Source organism: Pseudomonas sp. FW306-02-D09B (genome assembly GCF_058782685.1).
In genome coordinates, this window is the sequence record NZ_JBYSXY010000010.1 from 1 (window position 1) to 20,358 (window position 20,358).

Annotated in this window: 10 protein-coding genes, 1 rRNA gene and 2 pseudogenes; 5 read left to right on the forward strand and 8 right to left on the reverse strand. The window is 59.6% G+C overall.

Annotation, left to right across the window (positions count from 1 at the left end; translation table 11 throughout):
• The 3 genes and pseudogenes from rrf to AC3WK5_RS17350 all read left to right on the forward strand — a co-directional run.
• A 5S ribosomal RNA gene (gene rrf / locus AC3WK5_RS17340) occupies positions 1-75 on the forward strand; the annotation flags it as partial.
• A gap of 366 nt (positions 76-441) precedes the next feature.
• Positions 442-1,467: pseudogene (locus AC3WK5_RS17345) on the forward strand (cache domain-containing protein); the annotation flags it as partial.
• Positions 1,468-1,536: 69 nt separating this feature from the next.
• Complete coding sequence (locus AC3WK5_RS17350) at positions 1,537-2,322, forward strand: methyl-accepting chemotaxis protein (RefSeq protein ID WP_371917687.1); 786 nt, start codon at positions 1,537-1,539, stop codon at positions 2,320-2,322.
• Between the two features lie 72 nt (positions 2,323-2,394).
• Here the strand turns inward: AC3WK5_RS17350 and AC3WK5_RS17355 are convergent, their stop codons facing one another.
• The 6 genes from AC3WK5_RS17355 to AC3WK5_RS17380 all read right to left on the reverse strand — a co-directional run bounded on the left by AC3WK5_RS17355 (position 2,395) and on the right by AC3WK5_RS17380 (position 10,283).
• The gene (locus tag AC3WK5_RS17355; RefSeq protein ID WP_054594981.1) at positions 2,395-2,862 is read right to left on the reverse strand and encodes an SRPBCC family protein; all 468 of its coding nucleotides are present in this window, start codon (positions 2,860-2,862) and stop codon (positions 2,395-2,397) included.
• A 29-nt stretch (positions 2,863-2,891) separates the two neighbouring features.
• Positions 2,892-6,353 (reverse strand): non-ribosomal peptide synthetase, encoded by a 3,462-nt coding sequence (locus AC3WK5_RS17360; RefSeq protein ID WP_103320470.1) that lies wholly within the window; start codon positions 6,351-6,353, stop codon positions 2,892-2,894.
• Positions 6,354-6,367: 14 nt separating this feature from the next.
• Positions 6,368-7,297, reverse strand: coding sequence for a diiron oxygenase (locus AC3WK5_RS17365; protein ID WP_054594983.1), 930 nt, complete (start codon positions 7,295-7,297; stop codon positions 6,368-6,370).
• Positions 7,294-8,070 carry a DUF3050 domain-containing protein gene (locus AC3WK5_RS17370; protein WP_103320469.1) on the reverse strand — a complete coding sequence of 259 codons (777 nt, stop codon included), beginning with the start codon at positions 8,068-8,070 and terminating at the stop codon, positions 7,294-7,296. Before AC3WK5_RS17370 ends, AC3WK5_RS17365 begins: the two co-directional genes overlap by 4 nt.
• 735 nt (positions 8,071-8,805) lie before the next feature.
• On the reverse strand, positions 8,806-9,576 hold the full coding sequence (locus tag AC3WK5_RS17375) for a thioesterase II family protein (protein ID WP_256585335.1): 771 nt from the start codon (positions 9,574-9,576) through the stop codon (positions 8,806-8,808).
• Entirely contained in the window at positions 9,573-10,283 is a 711-nt protein-coding gene (locus AC3WK5_RS17380) for a GntR family transcriptional regulator (protein ID WP_103320453.1), read from the reverse strand. Before AC3WK5_RS17380 ends, AC3WK5_RS17375 begins: the two co-directional genes overlap by 4 nt.
• Before the next feature lie 271 nt (positions 10,284-10,554).
• On the opposite strand from AC3WK5_RS17380, the gene lapG reads away from it, so the two are divergent.
• Both lapG and lapD read left to right on the forward strand, forming a co-directional pair.
• The gene (lapG, locus tag AC3WK5_RS17385; protein ID WP_103320451.1) at positions 10,555-11,247 is read left to right on the forward strand and encodes a cysteine protease LapG; all 693 of its coding nucleotides are present in this window, start codon (positions 10,555-10,557) and stop codon (positions 11,245-11,247) included.
• Between the two features lie 14 nt (positions 11,248-11,261).
• On the forward strand, positions 11,262-13,208 hold the full coding sequence (gene lapD, locus AC3WK5_RS17390; RefSeq protein WP_103320449.1) for a cyclic di-GMP receptor LapD: 1,947 nt from the start codon (positions 11,262-11,264) through the stop codon (positions 13,206-13,208).
• 128 nt (positions 13,209-13,336) lie between these two features.
• On the opposite strand, the gene AC3WK5_RS17395 is transcribed toward lapD, so the two are convergent.
• Positions 13,337-13,675, reverse strand: coding sequence for a hypothetical protein (locus tag AC3WK5_RS17395; protein ID WP_054594989.1), 339 nt, complete (start codon positions 13,673-13,675; stop codon positions 13,337-13,339).
• A 149-nt stretch (positions 13,676-13,824) separates the two neighbouring features.
• A pseudogene (locus tag AC3WK5_RS17400) lies at positions 13,825-20,358 on the reverse strand (LapA family giant adhesin); the annotation flags it as partial.

Here is a 20,358-nt window from a genome sequence, read left to right on the forward strand (position 1 = left end):
GAACTCAGCAGTGAAACGATGCATCGCCGATGGTAGTGTGGGGTTTCCCCATGTGAGAGTAGGTCATCGTCAAGATTGAATTCCGAAACCCCTGTCTGCTTACGCAGACAGGGGTTTTGTCATTTCAGAGGCCGCTAAAAGCTTCAAGCTCCCCGCGAAGACCCTGCCGCCTCGCCCTCCTGATTGGTGCAGAGCGCCTGTGCTGCATGATCAAGCGTCATCAAAAAAGCGTAGGTTGAAAGCTCTAGCACGCCATTTAGCGGGTTCGTGCAGGGAAAGACGTGCGTTTTGCATAAAAGCCTAAGTTTTCTCGGATCTGTGCCGAAAGACTGGTGAGACATGCGTGCACCAAAGTAGAGCCGCCTTAGAACGGTCTACGGCGTCACATGGAATGTTGCACCCGGAACGCATCCCCACTCCTTGCATAAGAAGTCCCATGAAATGAATCTCAAGTTCAGCCATAAAATCCTTTTGGCCGCTTCAGGCGTAGTGGTTCTGGCTTTTGCGTTGTTCACTTTGTACAACGACTACCTGCAGCGCAATACCATCCAGCAAAACCTCGACTCCTCCGTCCAGCAAGCCGGCGATCTGACGGCCAGCAGCGTCCAGAACTGGCTGAGTGGGCGAATCCTGGTACTGGAAAACCTCTCCCAGAACGTCGCGCACCAAGGCGCCAACGCAGACTTTGCCGGGCTGGTCGATCAGCCGGCCTTCACCTCGAATTTCCAGTTCACCTACGTCGGTCAGTCCAATGGCGTGTTTACCCAACGTCCTGACGCCAAAATGCCCGATGGTTACGATCCACGTCAGCGCCCTTGGTACAAGCAGGCCGTAGCTGCCGACAAAACCATGCTCACGCCGCCCTACATGGCCGCTGTTGGCGGGCTGGTGGTGACGATCGCCATGCCGGTGAAGAAGAACGGTGAACTGCTCGGCGTCGTCGGTGGTGACCTGAGTCTGGAAACCCTGGTGAAGATCATCAACTCGGTGGACTTCGGTGGTATCGGTCATGCGTTCCTGGTCAGTGCTGACGGCCAGGTGATCGTCAGCCCGGACAAAGACCAGGTGATGAAGAACCTCAAGGACATCTACCCAGGCTCGAACGTACGCATCGAGCGGGGGAATCAGGAAGTGCTCCTGAACAAGCAAGCGCGCATCCTGTCCTTTACCCCGGTTACCGGCTTGCCGAATGCTGAGTGGTACATCGGCCTGACGATCGATAGGGATAAGGCTTATGCGCCACTGAGCAAATTCCGCACGTCGGCACTGATTGCGATGTTCATCGCGGTGACCGCAATTGCCGTGCTGCTGAGTCTGTTGATTCAAGTGCTGATGCGTCCACTGACCACCATGGGCCGTGCGATGCAGGACATCGCTCAAGGGGAAGGCGATTTGACTCGCCGTCTGGCGGTGGAAAGCAAAGACGAGTTTGGTGAGTTGGGCGGTGCCTTCAACCAGTTCGTGGAGCGGATTCACGCGTCGATTTCCGAAGTGTCGTCGGCCACGCGCCAGGTCCATGACCTGTCGCAACGGGTCATGGCGTCTTCGAATGCTTCGATCATCGGCTCCGATGAGCAAAGCGCACGGACCAATAGCGTGGCGGCAGCGATCAACCAACTGGGTGCGGCCACTCAGGAGATTGCCCGTAACGCAGCGGACGCGTCGCAACACGCCAGCGGTGCCAGTGAGCAGGCTGACGACGGTCGTCAGGTGGTGGAACAAACGATTTTGGCGATGACCGAGTTGTCGCAAAAAATCAGCCTGTCGTGCACCCAGATTGAAACCCTGAACGCCAGCACCGACAACATCGGGCACATCCTCGATGTGATTAAAGGCATCTCGCAACAGACCAACTTGCTGGCTCTCAACGCGGCCATCGAAGCGGCGCGGGCGGGTGAAGCCGGACGTGGTTTCGCGGTGGTGGCGGACGAAGTGCGCAACCTGGCCCATCGCACTCAGGAGTCGGCAGAGGAGATTCACAAGATGATCACCTCATTGCAGGTCGGCTCGCGTGAAGCGGTATCGACCATGAATGCCAGCCAGGTATCCAGTGAGGAAAGCGTCGAAGTGGCGAATCAGGCCGGCGCACGGTTGATCAGCGTGACCCAGCGGATCACCGAAATCGACGGCATGAACCAGTCGGTTGCGGCCGCAACGGAAGAGCAGACGGCAGTGGTGGAAACCCTGAACGGTGACATCAATCAGATCAACCTGCTGAACCAGCAGGGCGTGGCCAACCTCAACGAAACATTGAAGGATTGCGATGCCTTGTCGCTGCAGGCCAACCGCCTGAAGCAACTGGTGGATAGCTTCAAGATTTAAACCGTTGCATGGATGCAAAAAAACGCGATGAAGTCGGTCTGACTCATCGCGTTTTTTTATGGCGAAAATTCCCTACGCAAACAAATTGCGCGCATTGCTCATCGAGTCATCGGCAAACCCCTGCACGAAATCCTTGAACCCCGGCATTGCTTCTGCGCCGCCCTGGGCGGGTTCTGCGATGATGGTCCAGGTTGCGCGCGACTTGCCGGCGCTCAGGGGCTCGACACTCATGGCAGCCCACAACTGACCAACACCCAAGGTGTTGTAGACGGTAGTCCAGGTCATGCTCAGCGCCTGGTCGTCGCGGGAGTTGAGTTGTTCGACGACCAGGTTGCCGTCCTTGAAGAACTTCTTGCGCAGCGACGACACACCTTCGCCGGTCATCTCGATGTGCGACAGCGCCGGGATGAACTTGTCGAAGCCGGCGAAGTTGCCGACCACTTCCCAAACCCGCGACGCCTCGGCGGGTATTTCCACCGACGACACAACGTGGCAGCCGTGCGGGTTTTTGATCAGGGTATCGGGTTGCAGAGTGCTCATGGTCTTGCTCCATTTCTACGGGTGGTGAATCAGATGAAGTTGATTTCTTTCAGGTAGTCGCAGCCGCGACGCAGCAGCGCCGGAGACTTTTGCGGGTAGTGCGTGCCCATTTGCTGCACACCGGCCTGGGCATTGGCGTGGCCGATCATCGAGATGTCGCCGATGTCCTCCTCGAAGCCGTTGAGGTAGAAACCCAGCACGCCAAACAACGCGTTATCGCTGTCGACCCGACCCAGTTGCTGTTGCCAGTCGGCGACGCTGACCATTTGAAACTCGCGGCCGGCCTCGCGGAACGAAGCGACGTAGGCGTCCCAGCTCAGCGGTTCAGGGTTGTGCAGGTTGAACACCGCCTGTTCGGGCTGATAACGGCTGGCGTGAAAGGCGATGAAGCGCGCGAGGAAGTCCACCGGCATCAAGTCGAAGTTCAGTGCGAACTCCGGCACCTGGCCGAGCTGGATCGAGCCTTTGAGCATCAGCAGCAGACGGTTCTTGTGCGGCTGGCAGACGCCGGTGAGGCTGTTGAAACTGATGTTGCCTGGTCGGTAGAGGTTGACCCGCACCCCTCGCTCGCGAGCGCGCTCAAGGATCCGTTCGCCGACCCATTTGGACAGGTTGTAGCCGTTTTTTATGTAGATCGGCGGAGTCTGCGCGGCGGGTTGTTCGAGCACTCGCCCCTCGGCGTCGATGGTGCTGGAGGCCGACAGCGTGGAGACGAAATTGAAGATCTTCTTGCTGCGCCCTTCGCAGAGCCGCAAGCACTCGAAAATCGGCTCGACGTTATCCCGGGCCAACGACTCGTAATCGAGTACGTGGTTGACGTTGGCGGCGTTGTGCACCAACGCGCCGAACTCCCGATCCAGTCGCTCATATACCTCCGGCGTCAGGCCCAGTGCCGGTTGCGTGATGTCCGCTGCGTAAACCTGCACCCGAGTCAGGTCCAGGTGCTCCAGGCGGTTCTCACGCAGCGATTCGGCGAAGCGCTGCGCAGCGCTTTGCCCGGCGCCGTCACGCACCAGGCACGCGACTTCGCTGGCGCCCCAGGCCAGCAGCGCTTCGACGATATGCACGCCGACGAAGCTGTTGGCGCCGGTAACGATGACCTTGTGCACATCGCCCATTCGGCTGACCGGCAAGGGCTGTACATCGAGCTCGCGGAAGGCATCGGCCAGGGCTTTTTCGCTGAGCACTTCTTCGCCGGCAGAACCTCTGACCAGCGTGGCCAGCCTGGCGATGGTCGGGACTTCGATGAAGCGGTTGATCGAGATACTGCGTCCGAACTGCTCGCGTATCTGCAGCAACATGCGCGACAACAGGATCGAGTGCCCGCCCAGATTGAAGAAGTTTTCGTCGGTGGAAATGTCGCCTGCCGGCAACTCCAGCAGATCGGCCCAGAGCTCCAGCAGTTGCGCCTCATCGGTGGACTCGGGTAACCGACGCTGAAGGTTTTCGAGGACACTGACCGGCATCGCCAGCAGCGCCCGGCGATCGACTTTACCGTTGCTGGCAAAAGGCATGTTCACCAACTCAGTCCAGGCGATGGGCTGCATGTAGTCCGGCAAGAACTGCTGGGCGTGAGCTTTCAGCGCTTCGCGCGCTACGCCTGGCTGGTCTTCCTGGGGTTGTGCGAGGAACGCCAGAATCCGTCGATGACTGTCGATCACTACGGCCACCTGGCGGAACAACTGGCTGTCGCGCAGGCAGCGCTCGATCTCCTCCGGCTCGACCCGATAGCCGCGGATCTTCACCTGATTGTCTCGTCGCCCACAGAGCTCGATGCCGTCGGCGGTCCACTTCGCCATATCGCCGGTGCGATAGGCACGCAAACTTTGGCCGCCCGGCAAGGGCAATTGCAGGTAGCGTTCGGCGGTCTGCTGCGGGTTGTTCAAATAGCCCAGGCACACCCCCGGACCGACGATGTACAGCTCACCGACGGTCTGCTCGACCACGGGCTGAAAGTTCTCGTCGAGGATCAGCACCTGACTGTTGGCAATCGGTGCCCCGAGGCTGCGATTGCTGTCACCGACCTGCAGTTGTCGGGCGGTGATCAGCACTGTGGCTTCGGTCGGGCCATACAGGTTGTAGAGCTTGCCTTGTTGGGTCAGCTGTTTGATCACATGGGGTTCGCAGACGTCGCCCCCGGTCATCACATGTGCAAGGTCGCGCAACTGATCCAGCGGCAGAATGCTCAGCAGCGCTGGCGGCAAAAACGCGTGGCTGAGCTGATGATGACGGATCAACTCGACCAGTTGCAGCGGGTCACGACGCTGGTCATCGTTGGGTACGATCAGCTCGGCGCCCTGGATCAGCGCCGGAAAAATATCGATCAACGAGGAGTCGAAACTCAGCGATGAAAACTGCAACACCCGACTCCGCTCCGTCAGCCCGACGTAATCGGCATACCACGCGGTGAAGTGCCCCAGATTGTTTTGGCTGAGCAACACGCCCTTGGGATGACCGGTGGTGCCCGACGTGTAGAGCGCCATGCACGGTGCCTGGCTGCCGGGACGCAGGCGCATCAACGGCAAGCAGGGATTCGCCTCACGGGCGTCGATGCCACTGATGTCGAGCCCGGGCATCTCGTCGCTTAATGGGTGCTGGCCATCGTGCAACAACAGCACGGCGCCAGCGTTCTCCAGGATGTACTGCTGACGTTGCAGCGGGTGGCTGGGTTCGAGTGGCAGGTACACCGCGCCACTGCCGAGGATCGCCAGAATGCCGGCGAACAATGCACTGGATTTCGGCAGGCAAATACCCACGACCACCGGTCCCTCAACCGCCCGGTGCTGCTCGATCAATGGCAGCAGCCGTTGTTGGATTGCCAGGCTCCGGGCGTACAAGTCGCCATAGCTGAGCACCTCATCGGCAATGTGCAGCGCTGGGCGTTCACGGAAGGTTTTGAAACTCTGTTCGAGCCGCTCGATCATCGGGATTTGCCCGAGTTGCAGCAGCTGCGGTTGCGCGTTGAGGTTTAGCCGGTGGGCATAGGCCAGACTCTCCAGCGCCAACAAGCTTTCTTCACGCTGATGACGACCGGGCGTGGCCGTTGCAGCTTGCGTGAAGTACTCGGCATCGCGAGAAAAACGGCTGACCTCAAGCGCCACGCGGTCAACCAATTCAGCGATGACTCTCAGGCGCAGCGCCTGGCCATTACCAGAGGCTTCGTCGGCGACGGGGACGCGAGCGATCAGTCGCTGGTCGCCGCTCGATATGTAGCGGCACAGCACGTCGATAGGCGGCAGACCGCTGGCGTCTTCAGGTCCCAGGCCCAGGCGCACGCTCAGTTGTGCGCACTCGCCCTGGTCGCGCAGACGTTGCGCCGGAATGGCCAGGCTGCCGTCATCGATCAGCAGCTCGGCGTTACCGACCGATTGTTCGCTCAGGGTGTGGCTGTCGCTCAATCGCGTCAGCGTATGGCCGTGTTGTTCCAGCTCCAGCGCCAGCTCATTCAAGGCCTGGCTTTGACCGATGAGCAGAATGTCGAGACGTCTCATGATGTTCTCCTCGGCTAGATCAGGTAGTCGCTCAGGGCGTCTTGCACGCACGGTGAATCGAGCAGCGAACTGCTGCGGAAAAACCGCACGATGTTGGCAACCAGCGGGTGATGGCGATTGATCGGGAAGGCCAGGCCTGCCACTTCGCTTTTGAGTGCGGCCTTGGCGGCATCGCTGATGTGCAGGTGTTCGATCAACCGAAAATCGAACGATTTCTGAATGTCGTTAGTCAGGTAGTGAGTGATGAATACCGGCAGAATCTTCGCGATCAGTTGGCGGTCGTCTTCGTTAGCCGAGTGCCAATAGATCCGAACCAGCCGTGACCAGAACCCCGAGTGGCGGCCCTCGTCGAGCAAGTGGTCAGCCATCAGGCCCTTGATCGATTGCTTGACCGTGTCGTCCTTGGCGAATGCCGCGACGTCGTTGGTCACGGTGCTTTCCGCGATGGCCACGCAGATCAGCTCAACGGCGCTGCGCAGATGTTCCGGGGCCAGCGCCAACGCTGCAGGAATTGCCCGGCTCAGCTCGATTTCATGCGGCAGTTCGATCGGCGTGATGCCGGTCATGGCCACGGTCTGCTGCATGAAATCCATCGCCACCAGCGCGTGGTAATCCTCATCCACCACCACGGTCATGGCGTCATAGCGACAGGCGAACGGGAAGGGCACGGCGAAGCGATTCTTGGCGATGCTGCGGGCGGTCTTGTCGACGATTTCGGTTTCGAAAATCACCACGTCGTTGATGAACTTATAGAGCGTCTGCACCAATGCAAAGTCGCGTTGTTCCGGGCATTCGCGGACAAAGGTTTCGCTCAGTACCAGCGGTTGGCGGCTCAAGGGATAGATCAGTTTGTCGTCGTTTTCGACCATGCGCCGCGGACGTGTACGGATAGTCGCGCGGTTTTCCCAGGCGTCGGCGAAGGATTGGTAGTCGGCGGCGTTCATGCGCTCACCTCGGCGACCGATTCACGCATGCTCAGGCGCAAGCCGTCCCACAGTGCGATACGGCTTTCCACAGCGGCAATGGCTGCGGCGTAGACGTCTTCTTGTCGTTGCGGATCGCCATCGACCAAGCGTGCCAGGAGTGTTTCGGCGGCGGGGCCGTGGTCTTCGGAGTCGACTTCGATGTGCCGCTCCAGGTAGTAACGAAAGGTCGGCGCCTGTTCGATGCCTATGCCCCAATCGTCGAGAATGCGTTGGAACATCTGTGGAATGACGCTTTCACGGCCATGCAAAAACGCTGCGGCAACGCTGTGCCCCGGCGCATACAGCGCGGTGTGCAAGGTGTGCCGGACGAAGTTCGATGCGGCCGGGTCGACGTCCACGCTTTGCAGGGCGACGTCGTAGCTCACGCCTTCCTTTTGCAGGGCGACGAAGCGCTCCACGGCCGCCGTGCTGGCGCCGATTTCGCGCATCGCATCCAGGTACAACTCGAAATGGCTGTAGTGACCGTGATCGAGTCGGTCATCGGACTCTTCGCCAAGGACGATTTCGTTGATCAGGCGCGCCGCTTGAGGGTCTTGGGGCGGTAGCCAGGGCAGCTGCACGCACGTGAGTTCCTGTTGCAGGCGTTTGGTCAGTGACATGAAGTCCCATACAGCAAATACATGGGTTTCCATAAAGCGTTGAAGTATTGACAGTGAATGGATCTCGGCAAAGATAGGGTGAGCGCTCAGGGCTGCTTTTTTTTGGTCGAGAAGTGCTTTGTTGGGTTTCATGAGAGACCTATAAGTTGTGAGTTAAGTTGTTCGATTGGCAGAGGTTTATTAGGCGAGTTCAAACACGGTGCGGCCTGATTTTTTTAATAGGCGAACAAGTACCTCAAACAAACGTTGATGCAGTTCATGGCGTTGGCGGACCTTGCCAGGCAAGGCGTTGCGTGCGTCGATGGTGCTTGGCGGTCAGATGCCGAGATGAGTCTTACAGACCCTGGCATTGACCGTGCCGACAAGTACGCGGGAGCTTGAAGTTGTCGGCGGAGAAAAATTAATACATGAAACAAGTAACGGGCAAGTGTTTTTTATATTATTTGTCAAGTGTGTTTTTTCGGGCGCGACAAGTTTCGATAAAACTTCTGGATTAAGTTTTATTGGGGTGAAGTTGTTCCTTCCGGCTTATATAAGTCAGAATTTAAATGAGTGAATGCCTCACTCGGAGCAACTTTGTATCTGGGGAGTTGATGTTTTTTTTGATGTGGTGGGCAGGAGGAGGGCACGGCCCATCTCTTCCCGTCCTTTGGCAAGCCTCCTTTTGTTCGTCCATCACGCGAGGGCTGTGCAGGCAGATTTACACGCCGCTCGTCCTTTTTTAGTCGGCAAACCAAGAGTGAGCCCAAAAAGCCAGTACTGCTATCACTGGCGCAGGGAGGGGCAGGGGTTTCAGGGGGGGAAGAAGGGATTGGTGTCGCCAGCGCTTCTCAAGAACCTGTGCCTCATGGCACAGGCGTCAGGCGCTTACTCGCTGAGCAGGCCCAGATGGGTGTTGATAATCTGCAGCAGACGATGGCGCTGAGTGGTGGTGAAAAAATGATTACCGGTCATTTCTATCAGTTCGAATTCACGGCGAGTGAATTCGCACCAATTGACCATGCTTTCAAGGGGGGCCAGCGGATCGTCGCTGCCGTAGAAAGCAGTCATCGGGATGTGCAGGCTGCGACTGGAAGGGTCGGCCCAGGACTCGAGCAGTTTCAAGTCACTGTGTATCAGTGCTTCGAAGGCGGCGAGTTGATCGCTGGCTGTTGCATCGAGAAGCGCGCCTGGGCTTGAGGGTGCATAACTGTGCCGGATGTTCGGCAGACTATGCAGCGGCGCAGAGGCGGGTCGGGTATCCGGGCTGCGGCAACCGGAAATGAACAAGTGACGGGTTTGCCCCGGGCAGTGGGTTTCACTCAACTTGGCCAGCTCGTAGGCCAGAATTGCGCCCAGGCCATGGCCAAACAGCGCATGGGGTTCGGACAAGTAAGGTTGTAGCGCCGCAAAGGCGTCGACCAGCAGCGGTGGCCATTGTTCGTAGCGAGTCCGGTTCTGCGGATTGTCATGGCCGGGAAGCCTGAACGCGAGTAGTTCAATGTGCTCGCTCAGTGCTTGAGTCCAACTGCGGAACTGCTCGGGGTCGGCACCAGCTTCGCCGAAGCAGATCAGCCTGACGTCCGTCGTCTGGCTGGCACTGATCACAGTCAACCATGGGGTGTTCCGGGTGTGCACGGCTTTTCTTGTGCGATTCACGTCGATGATTTCTTGCCCTGAGGTTCAAGGCTGTTCAGGTAACGCGTGATGACCTCGACACCCCGGTTCAGGTGGTTCTGAAGCTTTGTCACGGTTAGCGCGATGTCTCGGGCTTGTGCAGCGCGCAGCAGGTCACGGTGATCTTCCTGGGACAGCTTGCCGAGCCCCATGGCTTCAAGGTTGAAGCGCAGAAAGCGTTCCTCTTCCCACAGACCGCCTTCCACCAGGCTGAGGAGCCTACGGTTGGGCGCCTTGCGGTACAGCGTCATGTGGAACAAACGGTTAAGCCTGCCGATCTCGGCATAATCGGTTTGTGTTTCGAGGTCGTCGATATAACGCTCGGCCTCGGCAAAATCTTCGTCGTCGAGCAGCGGGATCGACAGGCGCAGGGCCTCGGACTCCAGCAGGATACGCAGGGCATAGGTTTCGGCGGCGTCACCTTCGACCAATGGCGCGACAACCGCGCCTTTGTGTGCGACAACATGCAGCAGTGATTGCGCCTCGAGCTGGCGCAAGGCTTCGCGCACGGGCATGCGACTGACGCCGAACAGGTCGGCCAGGTCTTGCTGGCGCAGCGCGGTGCCGCAAGGCAAACGGCCGTCGAGAATCGCCGAGCGCAGGGTTTCTTCGATCACCGATCGCGCAAGGTGAGCGGGGATTGGGCCGCTGACCGGGATAGTACTTAAAGGGTTGGGCTTCTGTGTCACGACAACGCACCCTGATTAAAATGAAAAATATTGGATCCAATGCACACTAGTGACTGCCTTGCTGGTTGTCAAACCGGCAAAACAAATCAGTTTCCGTTAGTTTTATGCCACTGGCATTGCCACCGAACAGAGCATCACTGGCTACGTTTTTTTCAACTGCTTGCGCTTTCTCAAGTTTAGCGTGCTCGCGGTGATTGCACCGTGCCATTGTCTTTTATCCATCAAGGCTTCACCATCCATCGATTTCCAACCGCCCTTTGGACTCACTGCATTGCAGGCACGTTTCGCTCTCCCTCGGCCCCTGCGCTGGTTGTGTTCAGCACTGCTGATTGCTGGCGTCTTGCTGGGCGGTCTGCATGCCGATTGGGATTTTTCGCTGATCAGCCGCCGGGCCGAAACATTGTACGGGCCGTTGGGTGAAGGCAAGCAACGAATCGATGCCTGGCAACACCTGCTGGCGGCACAGAAGCAAACTCCAGAGCTGGAACAGCTCAACGTGGTCAACCTGTTCTTCAACAAACAGATGCGTTACGTGGAAGACATCGACCTGTGGCACGTCGAGGACTACTGGGCGACACCGATCGAAGCCTTGTGGAAAGGCGCTGGCGATTGTGAGGACTACGCGATCGCCAAGTATTTCAGCCTGCGCCATCTTGGGGTTTCCAGTGACAAATTGCGCATCACTTACGTCAAGGCCCTGCGCCAGAATCGCGCGCACATGGTCTTGACCTACTATTCAAGCCCGGACGCCATGCCGTTGGTACTCGACAGCCTGATGGATGCGATCCAGCCGGCCAGCCAGCGCACCGATTTGCTGCCGGTCTACTCCTTCAATGCCGAAGGGCTTTGGTTGCCGGGCGCCAAGGGCAATAAAAAAGTCGGTGACACCAAGCGTCTGTCCCGTTGGCAGGATGTGTTGAAGAAAATGCAGGCCGAAGGATTTCCGGTCGAGACGACTCACTAGGAGCACGCGCTTAGATGTCTTTGTTCAAACAACTGTTGATCGCTATCTGTCTGTTCCTGGTCGTCGCCTTCAGTGGCAGCTTCATGGTCGGCCTGGAGAGTTCGCGGACCCAGTACGTCAATCAGTTGCGCTCCCATGCGCAGGACGCAGCGACCGCGCTGGCGCTTTCGCTGACGCCGAGCATCGATGACCCGGCGATGGTCGAGCTGATGGTCAGCTCGATCTTCGACAGCGGTTATTACGCGAGTATTCGCGTGGTCGACCTCAAAACCGACAAAGCCATCGTCGAGCGCAGTGGCATTCCGGAAGTCAGCAGCGTGCCCGGCTGGTTCGTCAAATTGATCGCTCTGGAACCTGCTGGCGGTGATGCGCTGGTCAGCCGTGGCTGGGAACAGGCGGCCAGAGTCGAGGTCATCAGCCACCCGATGTTCGCCGTGGCCAAGCTCTGGCAGAGCGCTCTGGGCAGTCTGGGATGGTTGCTGATCTGCGGCGCGTTAAGCGCGGTACTCGGCGCACTGTTACTGCGTCGACAATTGAAACCGCTGGATTACATGGTCAAGCAATCCCACGCCATCGCCCGTCGCGAGTTTCTCAGCCTGCCCGAGCTGCCGCGTACCCCGGAACTGCGGCGCGTGGTGCAGGCGATGAACCAGATGGTCGAGAAACTCAAGGCGTTGTTTCAGGAGCAGGCTGAGCGCAGTGAAAAACTGCGGGTCGAGTCCTATCAGGACACCCTGACGGGATTGGCTAACCGGCGTTATTTCGAGATGCAATTGAACGCCCGGGTGAGCAACCCGGAGCAGGCCAGTTCGGGTTATCTGTTGCTGTTGCGGGTCAAGGACCTGGCCGGTTTGAACCAGCGTCTGGGCGGTCAACGCACCGACCAGTTGCTGCGGGCGGTCGGTGAGCAATTGTCGCGTGAGTGCGCCAGATTCCCGGAAACCCAGAACCTGGTGACGCGTATTCGCGGTGGTGAATTTGCCGTGCTGGCGCCTGGTCTGGTCCGCGAAGAGGCGCTGCAACTGGCGCAGAGCCTGGACAGCGCGCTGGCCAGTCTGCACGCAACCGGGGCGACTGATGTGGCGTCGGTGGCGTCGATCGGTTTGGCGCCGTTTGCCCATGGCGACACGCCGCAGGCGGTGTTGAGCCTGGCGGATCAGGCGTTGTCACAGGCGGAAGCCGAGGGCGAGGTGAACTGGGCGTGCCTGGATCACGGCGCAGCGGCCATTGTCGGCGACGATCACCATGCGTGGCATACCTTGCTCGATCAGGCACTGAATCAGCAGCGATTCGAGTTGTACTTCCAACCGGTCGTGGCCAGTCAGGACACGCAATTAGTGCTGCATTACAAAGTGCTCTCGCGCTTGCTTGATGAGCAGGGCAAGACTATCCCTGCCGGGCGCTTCCTGCCGTGGCTGGAGCGTTTTGGCTGGACCGCGCGGCTGGACCGTCTGATGCTGGAACGGGTGTTGGCGCAGATGGCGGGCCATGAAGACTCGCTGGCGCTGAACCTGTCCGCCGCCACCCTGGCGGATCCGCAAGCCCTGAATAAAGTCTTCGAAATCCTGCGCGAGCATTCCAGTCTGGGACCACGCTTGACCCTGGAGATTGGCGAAGAGCAATTACCTGATCAGGCCGTGCTCGAACAGCTGACCCGTCGTCTGCGTGAGCTGGGCTTCTCCCTGAGCCTGCAGCGTTTTGGCGGTCGCTTCAGCATGATCGGCAACCTGGCGCGGCTGGGGTTGGCCTATCTGAAAATCGATGGCAGTTACATCCGCGCCATTGATCAGGAAAGCGATAAGCGTCTGTTCATCGAAGCCATCCAGCGCGCCGCCCACAGCATCGATCTGCCGCTGATTGCCGAGCGAGTGGAGACCGAAGGGGAGTTACGGGTGATTCGCGAGATGGGTGTGTACGGCGTGCAAGGGCAGTTGTTTGGTGAGCCGAAGCCTTGGCAGTAAGGCTTGATCGTTCCCACTCTGCGTGGGAATACAGCCCGTGACGCTTTGCGTCACATGCAGAAGCGGACGCAGAGCGTCCATTGAGGCGTGCCCACGCGGGAGCGTGGGACCGAGCGGCGTTGTGGGGGTTAGATCAACCCGCCTTCATCTTCATCAATCAAGTGACTCAAACCACCCAGCGCTTCGCGGGCCTGGGTTCGGTCCATCAGTTTGGCTTGCGCGGCTGCTGGCAGGTCGGTGACGCGAATCACCCCTTTGCTGGTCAGCACCTGAATCAGGTCGTCGAGTACCCGGATCATCTCCAGGTCGCTTTGCTTGAGCTGCTTGAGGCTGGTCTCCATCACTTCGTTGGCGTACCAGGCCTGGATTTCATGGTGATCGGAGGGCAGCGTTTCTGTAGCCTCCGCGTAAGCCGTCGCTTCCACGCGCACCAACTGGCCTTGCGCATCGCGTTGCACGTAGAACATCGAAAATCCCTCATGAATGAACCCGCGTCGTGCTGTCAGCAGGATAGGCCAACGCGTACGAGTATGCGGTGCCACGACGAAATCGTCACCCGCTGGCGACTGACAGCACCGTGACGACCGCTCATTACGAGCGGCCGTCAGGGGCTTGATCAGGTGTTGTTGTGGTCGATCTTGATGGTCGGGTCGCTACCGGCGATCAGCGAGTTGATGCTCTGACCGGACCAGTTATTGCCTTCCAGTTTGATCGTCACATCAGCGTTGGCCACGCCGCCGGCCGCGTTAAGCTTGCCTTCGGAGCTGACCTGCAACGTCGACACACCTTCAACCGTGCTGATTTTCAGGAAGTTGTCGATGGTGCTGCCGCTTTCGCCCTGCAACAGATCCCGCAGGTCAATCCGGTCGCCTTCGCTGGCCTTGAAGTCCTTGATCACGTCGTTACCGGTGTCGCCGGCCTTCCAGACGAATGTATCGGCACCCGATCCGCCAATCAGGATATCGTTACCCTGACCGCCGATTAGCGTGTCGTTACCCGTACCGCCCAGCAGGATGTCATTGCCCTTGCCGCCGTCGAGGATGTCGTTGCCACCCTGGCCGAAGAGGATGTCGTTACCGGTACCGCCCAATAGCGTGTCATTACCGTCATGAGCGCCGGACACATCGAACGCGGTGTAGTGCTCGGTGATGTACTGGTGCACGTTGCTGGTGGTGACTTTGCTGAGATCCACGCCGGTCTGCTGGGCCACGAAGGCCTGCATAGCCTGGTAGCCCTCACCGGCAATGCCGTTGAAGCTCACCAGGTCGCCGAACAGGATGTCGTTGCCGTCGCCGCCATTAACCGTATCGGCGCCTGGCATGGTCGCTTCGGTGTGACCGATGATCGAATTGGCCAGGTTGGCCGGATCGATGTTGCTTTGCGGCTTGCCGTCGGTGTCGAACGGTTTCAGGTCGCTGAGGCTGACATCGCTGTTCAGGCCGATGGCCTCGACCTGCGACAACTTGCCGAGCAACGCGAAGCTGTCGTTGGAGTTGCTGGTGGTACTGCTATCGGAGCTGTAGCCTGTGCCGTCCAGTTTCGACAATTCATAGGTGCCATCGCCTTGAGCGTGGAGCATCCCCAGGTCTTTGCTGATCCAGCGGTTGCCGTTATAGGTCTGCAGCGTCGTTGAACCATCGGTGTTGATGGAGAGGTAATGGGTGTTGTCCAGATACTTGGAGAACGTATTCCCCAAGGTGTAGTTGCTGGTTGTGACGACGTCATCCAGCTTCGCACCACCGCTGTACAGCGTCGGGTTGGTCTGCTCGCCGGACTGATAGTACGTTGGCTTTCCGTCGGTAATGAAATACGTCAGGTTGGTCGCGTTGCTGTTACTGGTGGCCATGCTGCTCTGGAAGAAGTTGGCCGTAGTCTTGAACACGTCTTCGTAGTTGGTACCGCCGCCTGAAGCCATAGAGTCCAGCACCGACTTGAGCAGGGTCAGGGCATTCGGGTCGTTCAGGTTGACCGCAATCTGCTTGTTGACCTGAGTATCGAAGTCCGCGAGGAAGACGTTCACCGTGCCCGAAGTGCTGGCGCCCAGGCTGTTCTTGAGGGTGTTGAACACCGATGTCAGTGAGTCTTTGGCGGCGCTGATCGAGCTGGCGCTCATGCTGCCCGAGCTGTCGACCATGAACGCAATGTTGTAGTTGGTGCCTGGCACCACGGTCAGCCCGCCGATGTCGGCGATCATGATGTCGTTGCCGTTAGTACCGACGAAATTGTCATCCCCTGAAGTGCCGACCAACGGGTTATACACCGCCGGGTAAACCGTGACCGGGATCTGCGCAGTACTTGGCGCCGAGCCGCCGAGGGACTCGGTGGAAGTCGAGGTGACCGTCAGATTGATCGAGCCATTGAAGTACGGTGGCGGAGTGAGCGTCAGGCTGCCGAGATTCCAGCCAGTGACATTTGCTTCACCGGTGGTCGCCACGGTGAAGGTATGTCCCGCGCCATCGCTCAGCACGGAACCTGCCGGCATACCGCCGATTTTCACGCTCAGGCTTTCGGAGCCGTCGGTGTCGGTCAGTGCGGTGGTGATTTTTGACAGATGAACGCTGCCGCCCTCGGCGCCGGTGTTGAGCTTGTAGCCGTCGTAGTAGCCTTCGCCATTGGTGCCGTGCAGATCGGAGACCGTCACACCAGCATTGATCAGGTCGGTGACACCCGTGTAGATCGGCACGCCAGCGCTGCTCAGGTCGACGGCCGGGGCGCCGTTGACCGACAGGTTGACGTCGTAGCTGCCCGGGCCATTTTGGTTGTGGTGGTAGATGTCCAGGGTGTAGTAACCGCTGGTGGTCGGTGTGAACGATCCGGAGATTTGGCCACCCGCGCCCCACGTGGCACCGGCCACGTTATTACCGCCGATGGTCACCAGCAGACTGTCATCAGCAATACCGCTGAAGCTGTAGGTCTTGCCGGCTTCGAGGTAGATCAGCCCGGAAGTTTTCGACGCTGTACCGGCTGCAACGTTGCTGTCGGACTGCACGTTGCTCACGGTACCGCTGCTGTTCGGAGTACCGGCAGCATCGATCACGGATTTCAGGGTTTCAGCTGGCGCGCCACTACCGCTGGTGCCGAGACCGGCCAGGCCGGTCCAGACTTCCTTGATCAGGCCTGTCGAGTTCACGTTGTTGCCGGCGACGCTGAGTGTCGGCGCATCGGCAACGGGAGTGATATCGACTTTCACCGTGCCGGTATTGCCCAGAAGCTGGCCGTCGGTTGGCTGGAACTGGATTTGTGCGTAATCCGCCTGTTGGTTGCCCACGCCGGTGCCGCCGTAGCCATTGGTGCCGGATTCGTTGGCATCAGGCGTGAAGCGCAACTTGCCTGCATCAATGTCGGCCTTGCTGAAAGTCTGGTTGTTGGCCACGTCTTTCCAGGTCGAACCGTCCAGGTACTGCAACTTGCCGTCGCCCGGCAGCTGGGTGATTTTCACGCCCAGGCTGGCAGCAGGACTGTCGACATCGCTCACACCGAAATTCGACCAGCCGAGGATCAGCGGCGTGTCTTCAGTGCCGGTGACCGCACCGCCGGTAGCGACCGGAGCATCGTTGACCGCGACCACATTGACGGTGGTGGTGGCGACGTTGGAGTAATTGCTGCCGTCGGTCACCGTCACGGTGATGGTCCGCGGCGTGGTGCTCGGGTCTTCACTGTTGTTGGTGAAGGTGATGTTTTTGATCTGTTGCATGTAGTCGGCCAGCGTTGCATTGCCGGACAGCGTCAGGGTGATCGAACCATCCTTGCTGTTGGCGTTGATGCTGATGCCGTTGACGCTGTTGCCCAGGTTCAGCGAGTCGCCCGGCTGACGGTTGGTCAACACGATGGTGGCGCCGGTCAGCATGGTGCTGTCCGGGTCAGTGATCGTGAGGTCGGTGTCGCCAATCGATACGCCAGGGCCGGTGGTGCCTTCGGTGAAGGTGACGTTGTAATTGGCACCGGTCGCGCCGCTGGAGTTGTTGGCGTCCAGGTCGATGACGGGCGGAGCATCGTTGTCGATGATCGACGTGTTGACGCTGCCATTGGTGCTGCTGACCACCAGGTTTTCGAAGTTGCCACCGCTGGCCGAGTCGATCTTGACCACGATGTTTTCGGTAGGCTCGGTGATCTTGTCGTCAATGGTCGCGATATTGAAACTGGCGCTGCTGGCACCCGCCGGGATTTTCACCGTGTACACACCGGTAAAGTCCGAGCCGTCGGTGGCCGTGCCGCTGTAGACGATCTTCAGCGTCACGTCGGTTTGCGCAGGGTGCGTCAGGGTCACGGTGTAGCTGGCGGTCTGGCCTTCGGTGACCTGACTGCTGCCGCTGATGCTGACTTCGGTTTTATCGATGGTGTCGGTGACGCTGGTTACCGCTGGGGTATCGCTGGTGACCAGTTTTTCGAAATTGCCACCGGTGCTGGCGGTGATCTTGGCGTTGACCGAGCCGGCGTCGAGGTAGACATCATCTTTCGGCGCGGCGAAGTTCACCGAACCGCTGGTTTTGCCAGCGTCGATGTTGATGACTGCACCGTTGCTCAGGGTCACGGTCATCGCTGTGCCGGCCGGGTTGGTCAGGGTCGCGGTGTAGGTGATCTGGCCACCTTCGGCGACTGAGCCGGTCGCGCTCAGCGTCAGGTTGGTGGTGTCGACGGTGTCGGTCACGGTGGTGCTGACCGGGGTTTTGTCGGCGACCAGGTTTTCGTAGTTGCCGCCGCTGACGTTGGTAATCGCGTTGGTCAGCGGGGTGTGGCCGACCAGCGCGTCGTTCGGAGCGGTGGTGGTCGCGGTGCCGCTGGACTGGCCGACCGGGATGGTGATGGTCTGGCCGTTGGCCAGGGTCACGATCACTGCCGAACCGGTGACCGGAGCGCTGACGGTCGCGGTGTAGGTGACAGTGCCGCCTTCGGCTGCCGAATCGGTGGCGGTCAGTTTCACCGTCGAGGTGTCGATGGTGTCGGTGACATTGGTGACCGCAGGTGTGCTGCTGGTGACCAGGTTCTCGAAGTTACCACCGGTGGCGGTGGTGATCGTTGCCTGGACTTTGCCGGCGTCGAGGTAGACGTCGTCTTTTGGTGCGTCGACCACGACGGTGCCGGTGGTTTTGCCAGCGTCGATGTTGATGACTGCGCCGTTGCTCAGGGTCACGGTCATCGCTGTGCCGGCCGGGTTGGTCAGGGTCGCGGTGTAGGTGATGTGGCCACCTTCGGCGACTGAGCCGGTTGCGCTCAGCGTCAGGTTGGTGGTGTCGACGGTGTCGGTCACGCTGGTGCTGACCGGGGTTTTGTCGGCGACCAGGTTTTCGTAGTTGCCGCCGCTGACGTTGGTAATCGCGTTGGTCAGCGGGGTGTGGCCGACCAGCGCGTCGTTTGGCGCGGTGGTGGTCGCGGTGCCGCTGGACTGGCCGACCGGGATGGTGATGGTCTGGCCGTTGGCCAACGTCACGATCACTGCCGAACCGGTCACTGGCGCCGAGACGGTTGCGGTGTAGGTGACAGTGCCGCCTTCGGCTGCCGAGTCAGTCGCGGTCAGTTTCACCGTCGAGGTGTCGATGGTGTCGGTGACGTTGGTGACCGCAGGTGTGCTGCTGGTGACCAGGTTCTCGAAGTTACCACCAGTGGCGGTGGTGATCGTCGCCTGGACCTTGCCGGCGTCGAGGTAGACGTCGTCTTTTGGTGCGTCGACCACGACGGAACCGGTGGTTTTGCCGGCGTCGATGTTGATCACTGCACCGTTGCTCAGGGTCACGGTCACTGGCGTGCCGGCGGCATTGGTCAGGGTCGCAGTGTAGGTGATGTGGCCACCTTCAGCCACGGAACCGGTTGCGCTCAGCGTCAGGTTGGTGGTGTCGACGGTGTCGGTCACGGTGGTGCTGACCGGGGTTTTGTCGGCGACCAGGTTTTCGTAGTTGCCGCCGCTGACGTTGGTAATCGCGTTGGTCAGCGGGGTGTGGCCAACCAGCGCGTCGTTTGGCGCGGTGGTGGTCGCGGTGCCGCTGGACTGGCCGACCGGGATGGTGATGGTCTGGCCGTTGGCCAACGTCACGATCACTGCCGAACCGGTCACTGGCGCCGAGACGGTTGCGGTGTAGGTGACAGTGCCGCCTTCGGCTGCCGAGTCAGTCGCGGTCAGTTTCACCGTCGAGGTGTCGATGGTGTCGGTGACGTTGGTGACCGCAGGTGTGCTGCTGGTGACCAGGTTCTCGAAGTTACCACCAGTGGCGGTGGTGATCGTCGCCTGGACCTTGCCGGCGTCGAGGTAGACGTCGTCTTTGGGTGCGTCGACCACGACGGTGCCGGTGGTTTTGCCAGCGTCGATGTTGATGACTGCGCCGTTGCTCAGGGTCACGGTCATCGCTGTGCCGGCCGGGTTGGTCAGGGTCGCGGTGTAGGTGATGTGCCCGCCTTCGGCCACAGAACCGGTCGCCGTCAGGGACAGGCCGGTGTTATCGATCGAATCGGTGATCGTCGTAACGGCTGGGGTGGTGCTTGGGGTCAGCTGCTCGAAGTTGCCACCGGTGGTGCTTTCGATGGTGGTGCTGACCGTGCTGCCGTTTTTGTAGACGTCATTCGCGGGGGTGTCGACCACCACGGAGCCGGTGGTTTTTCCGGCTTCGATGTTGATCACCGCGCCGTTCGACAGGGTCACGCTCATCGCTGTGCCGGCCGGGTTGGTCAGGGTGGCGGTGTAAGTGATCTGACCGCCTTCAACCACCGAACCGGTCGCCGTCAGGCTGAGGCCGGTGTTATCGATCGAATCGGTAATGGTCGTAACGGCCGGGGTGGTGCTTGGAGTCAGCTGTTCGAAATTGCCACCGGTGGTGCTTTCGATGGTGGTGCTGACGGTGCTGCCGTTTTTGTAGACGTCGTTGGCCGGGGTGTCGACCACCACGGAACCGGACGTTTTACCGGCTTCGATGTTGATTACGGCGCCATTGCTGAGCGTGACAGTCATCGGCGTGCCGGCCGGATTGCTCAGGGTCGCGGTGTAAGTGATCTGGCCGCCTTCGGTAATCGTGTTATTGGCGGTGAGTGTCAGCCCGGTGTCGTCGATCGAATCGGTGATCGTCGTAACGGCCGGGGTGGTGCTTGGGGTCAACTGCTCGAAATTGCCGCCAGTGGTGCTCTCGATGGTGGTGCTGACGGTGCTGCCGTTTTTGTAGACGTC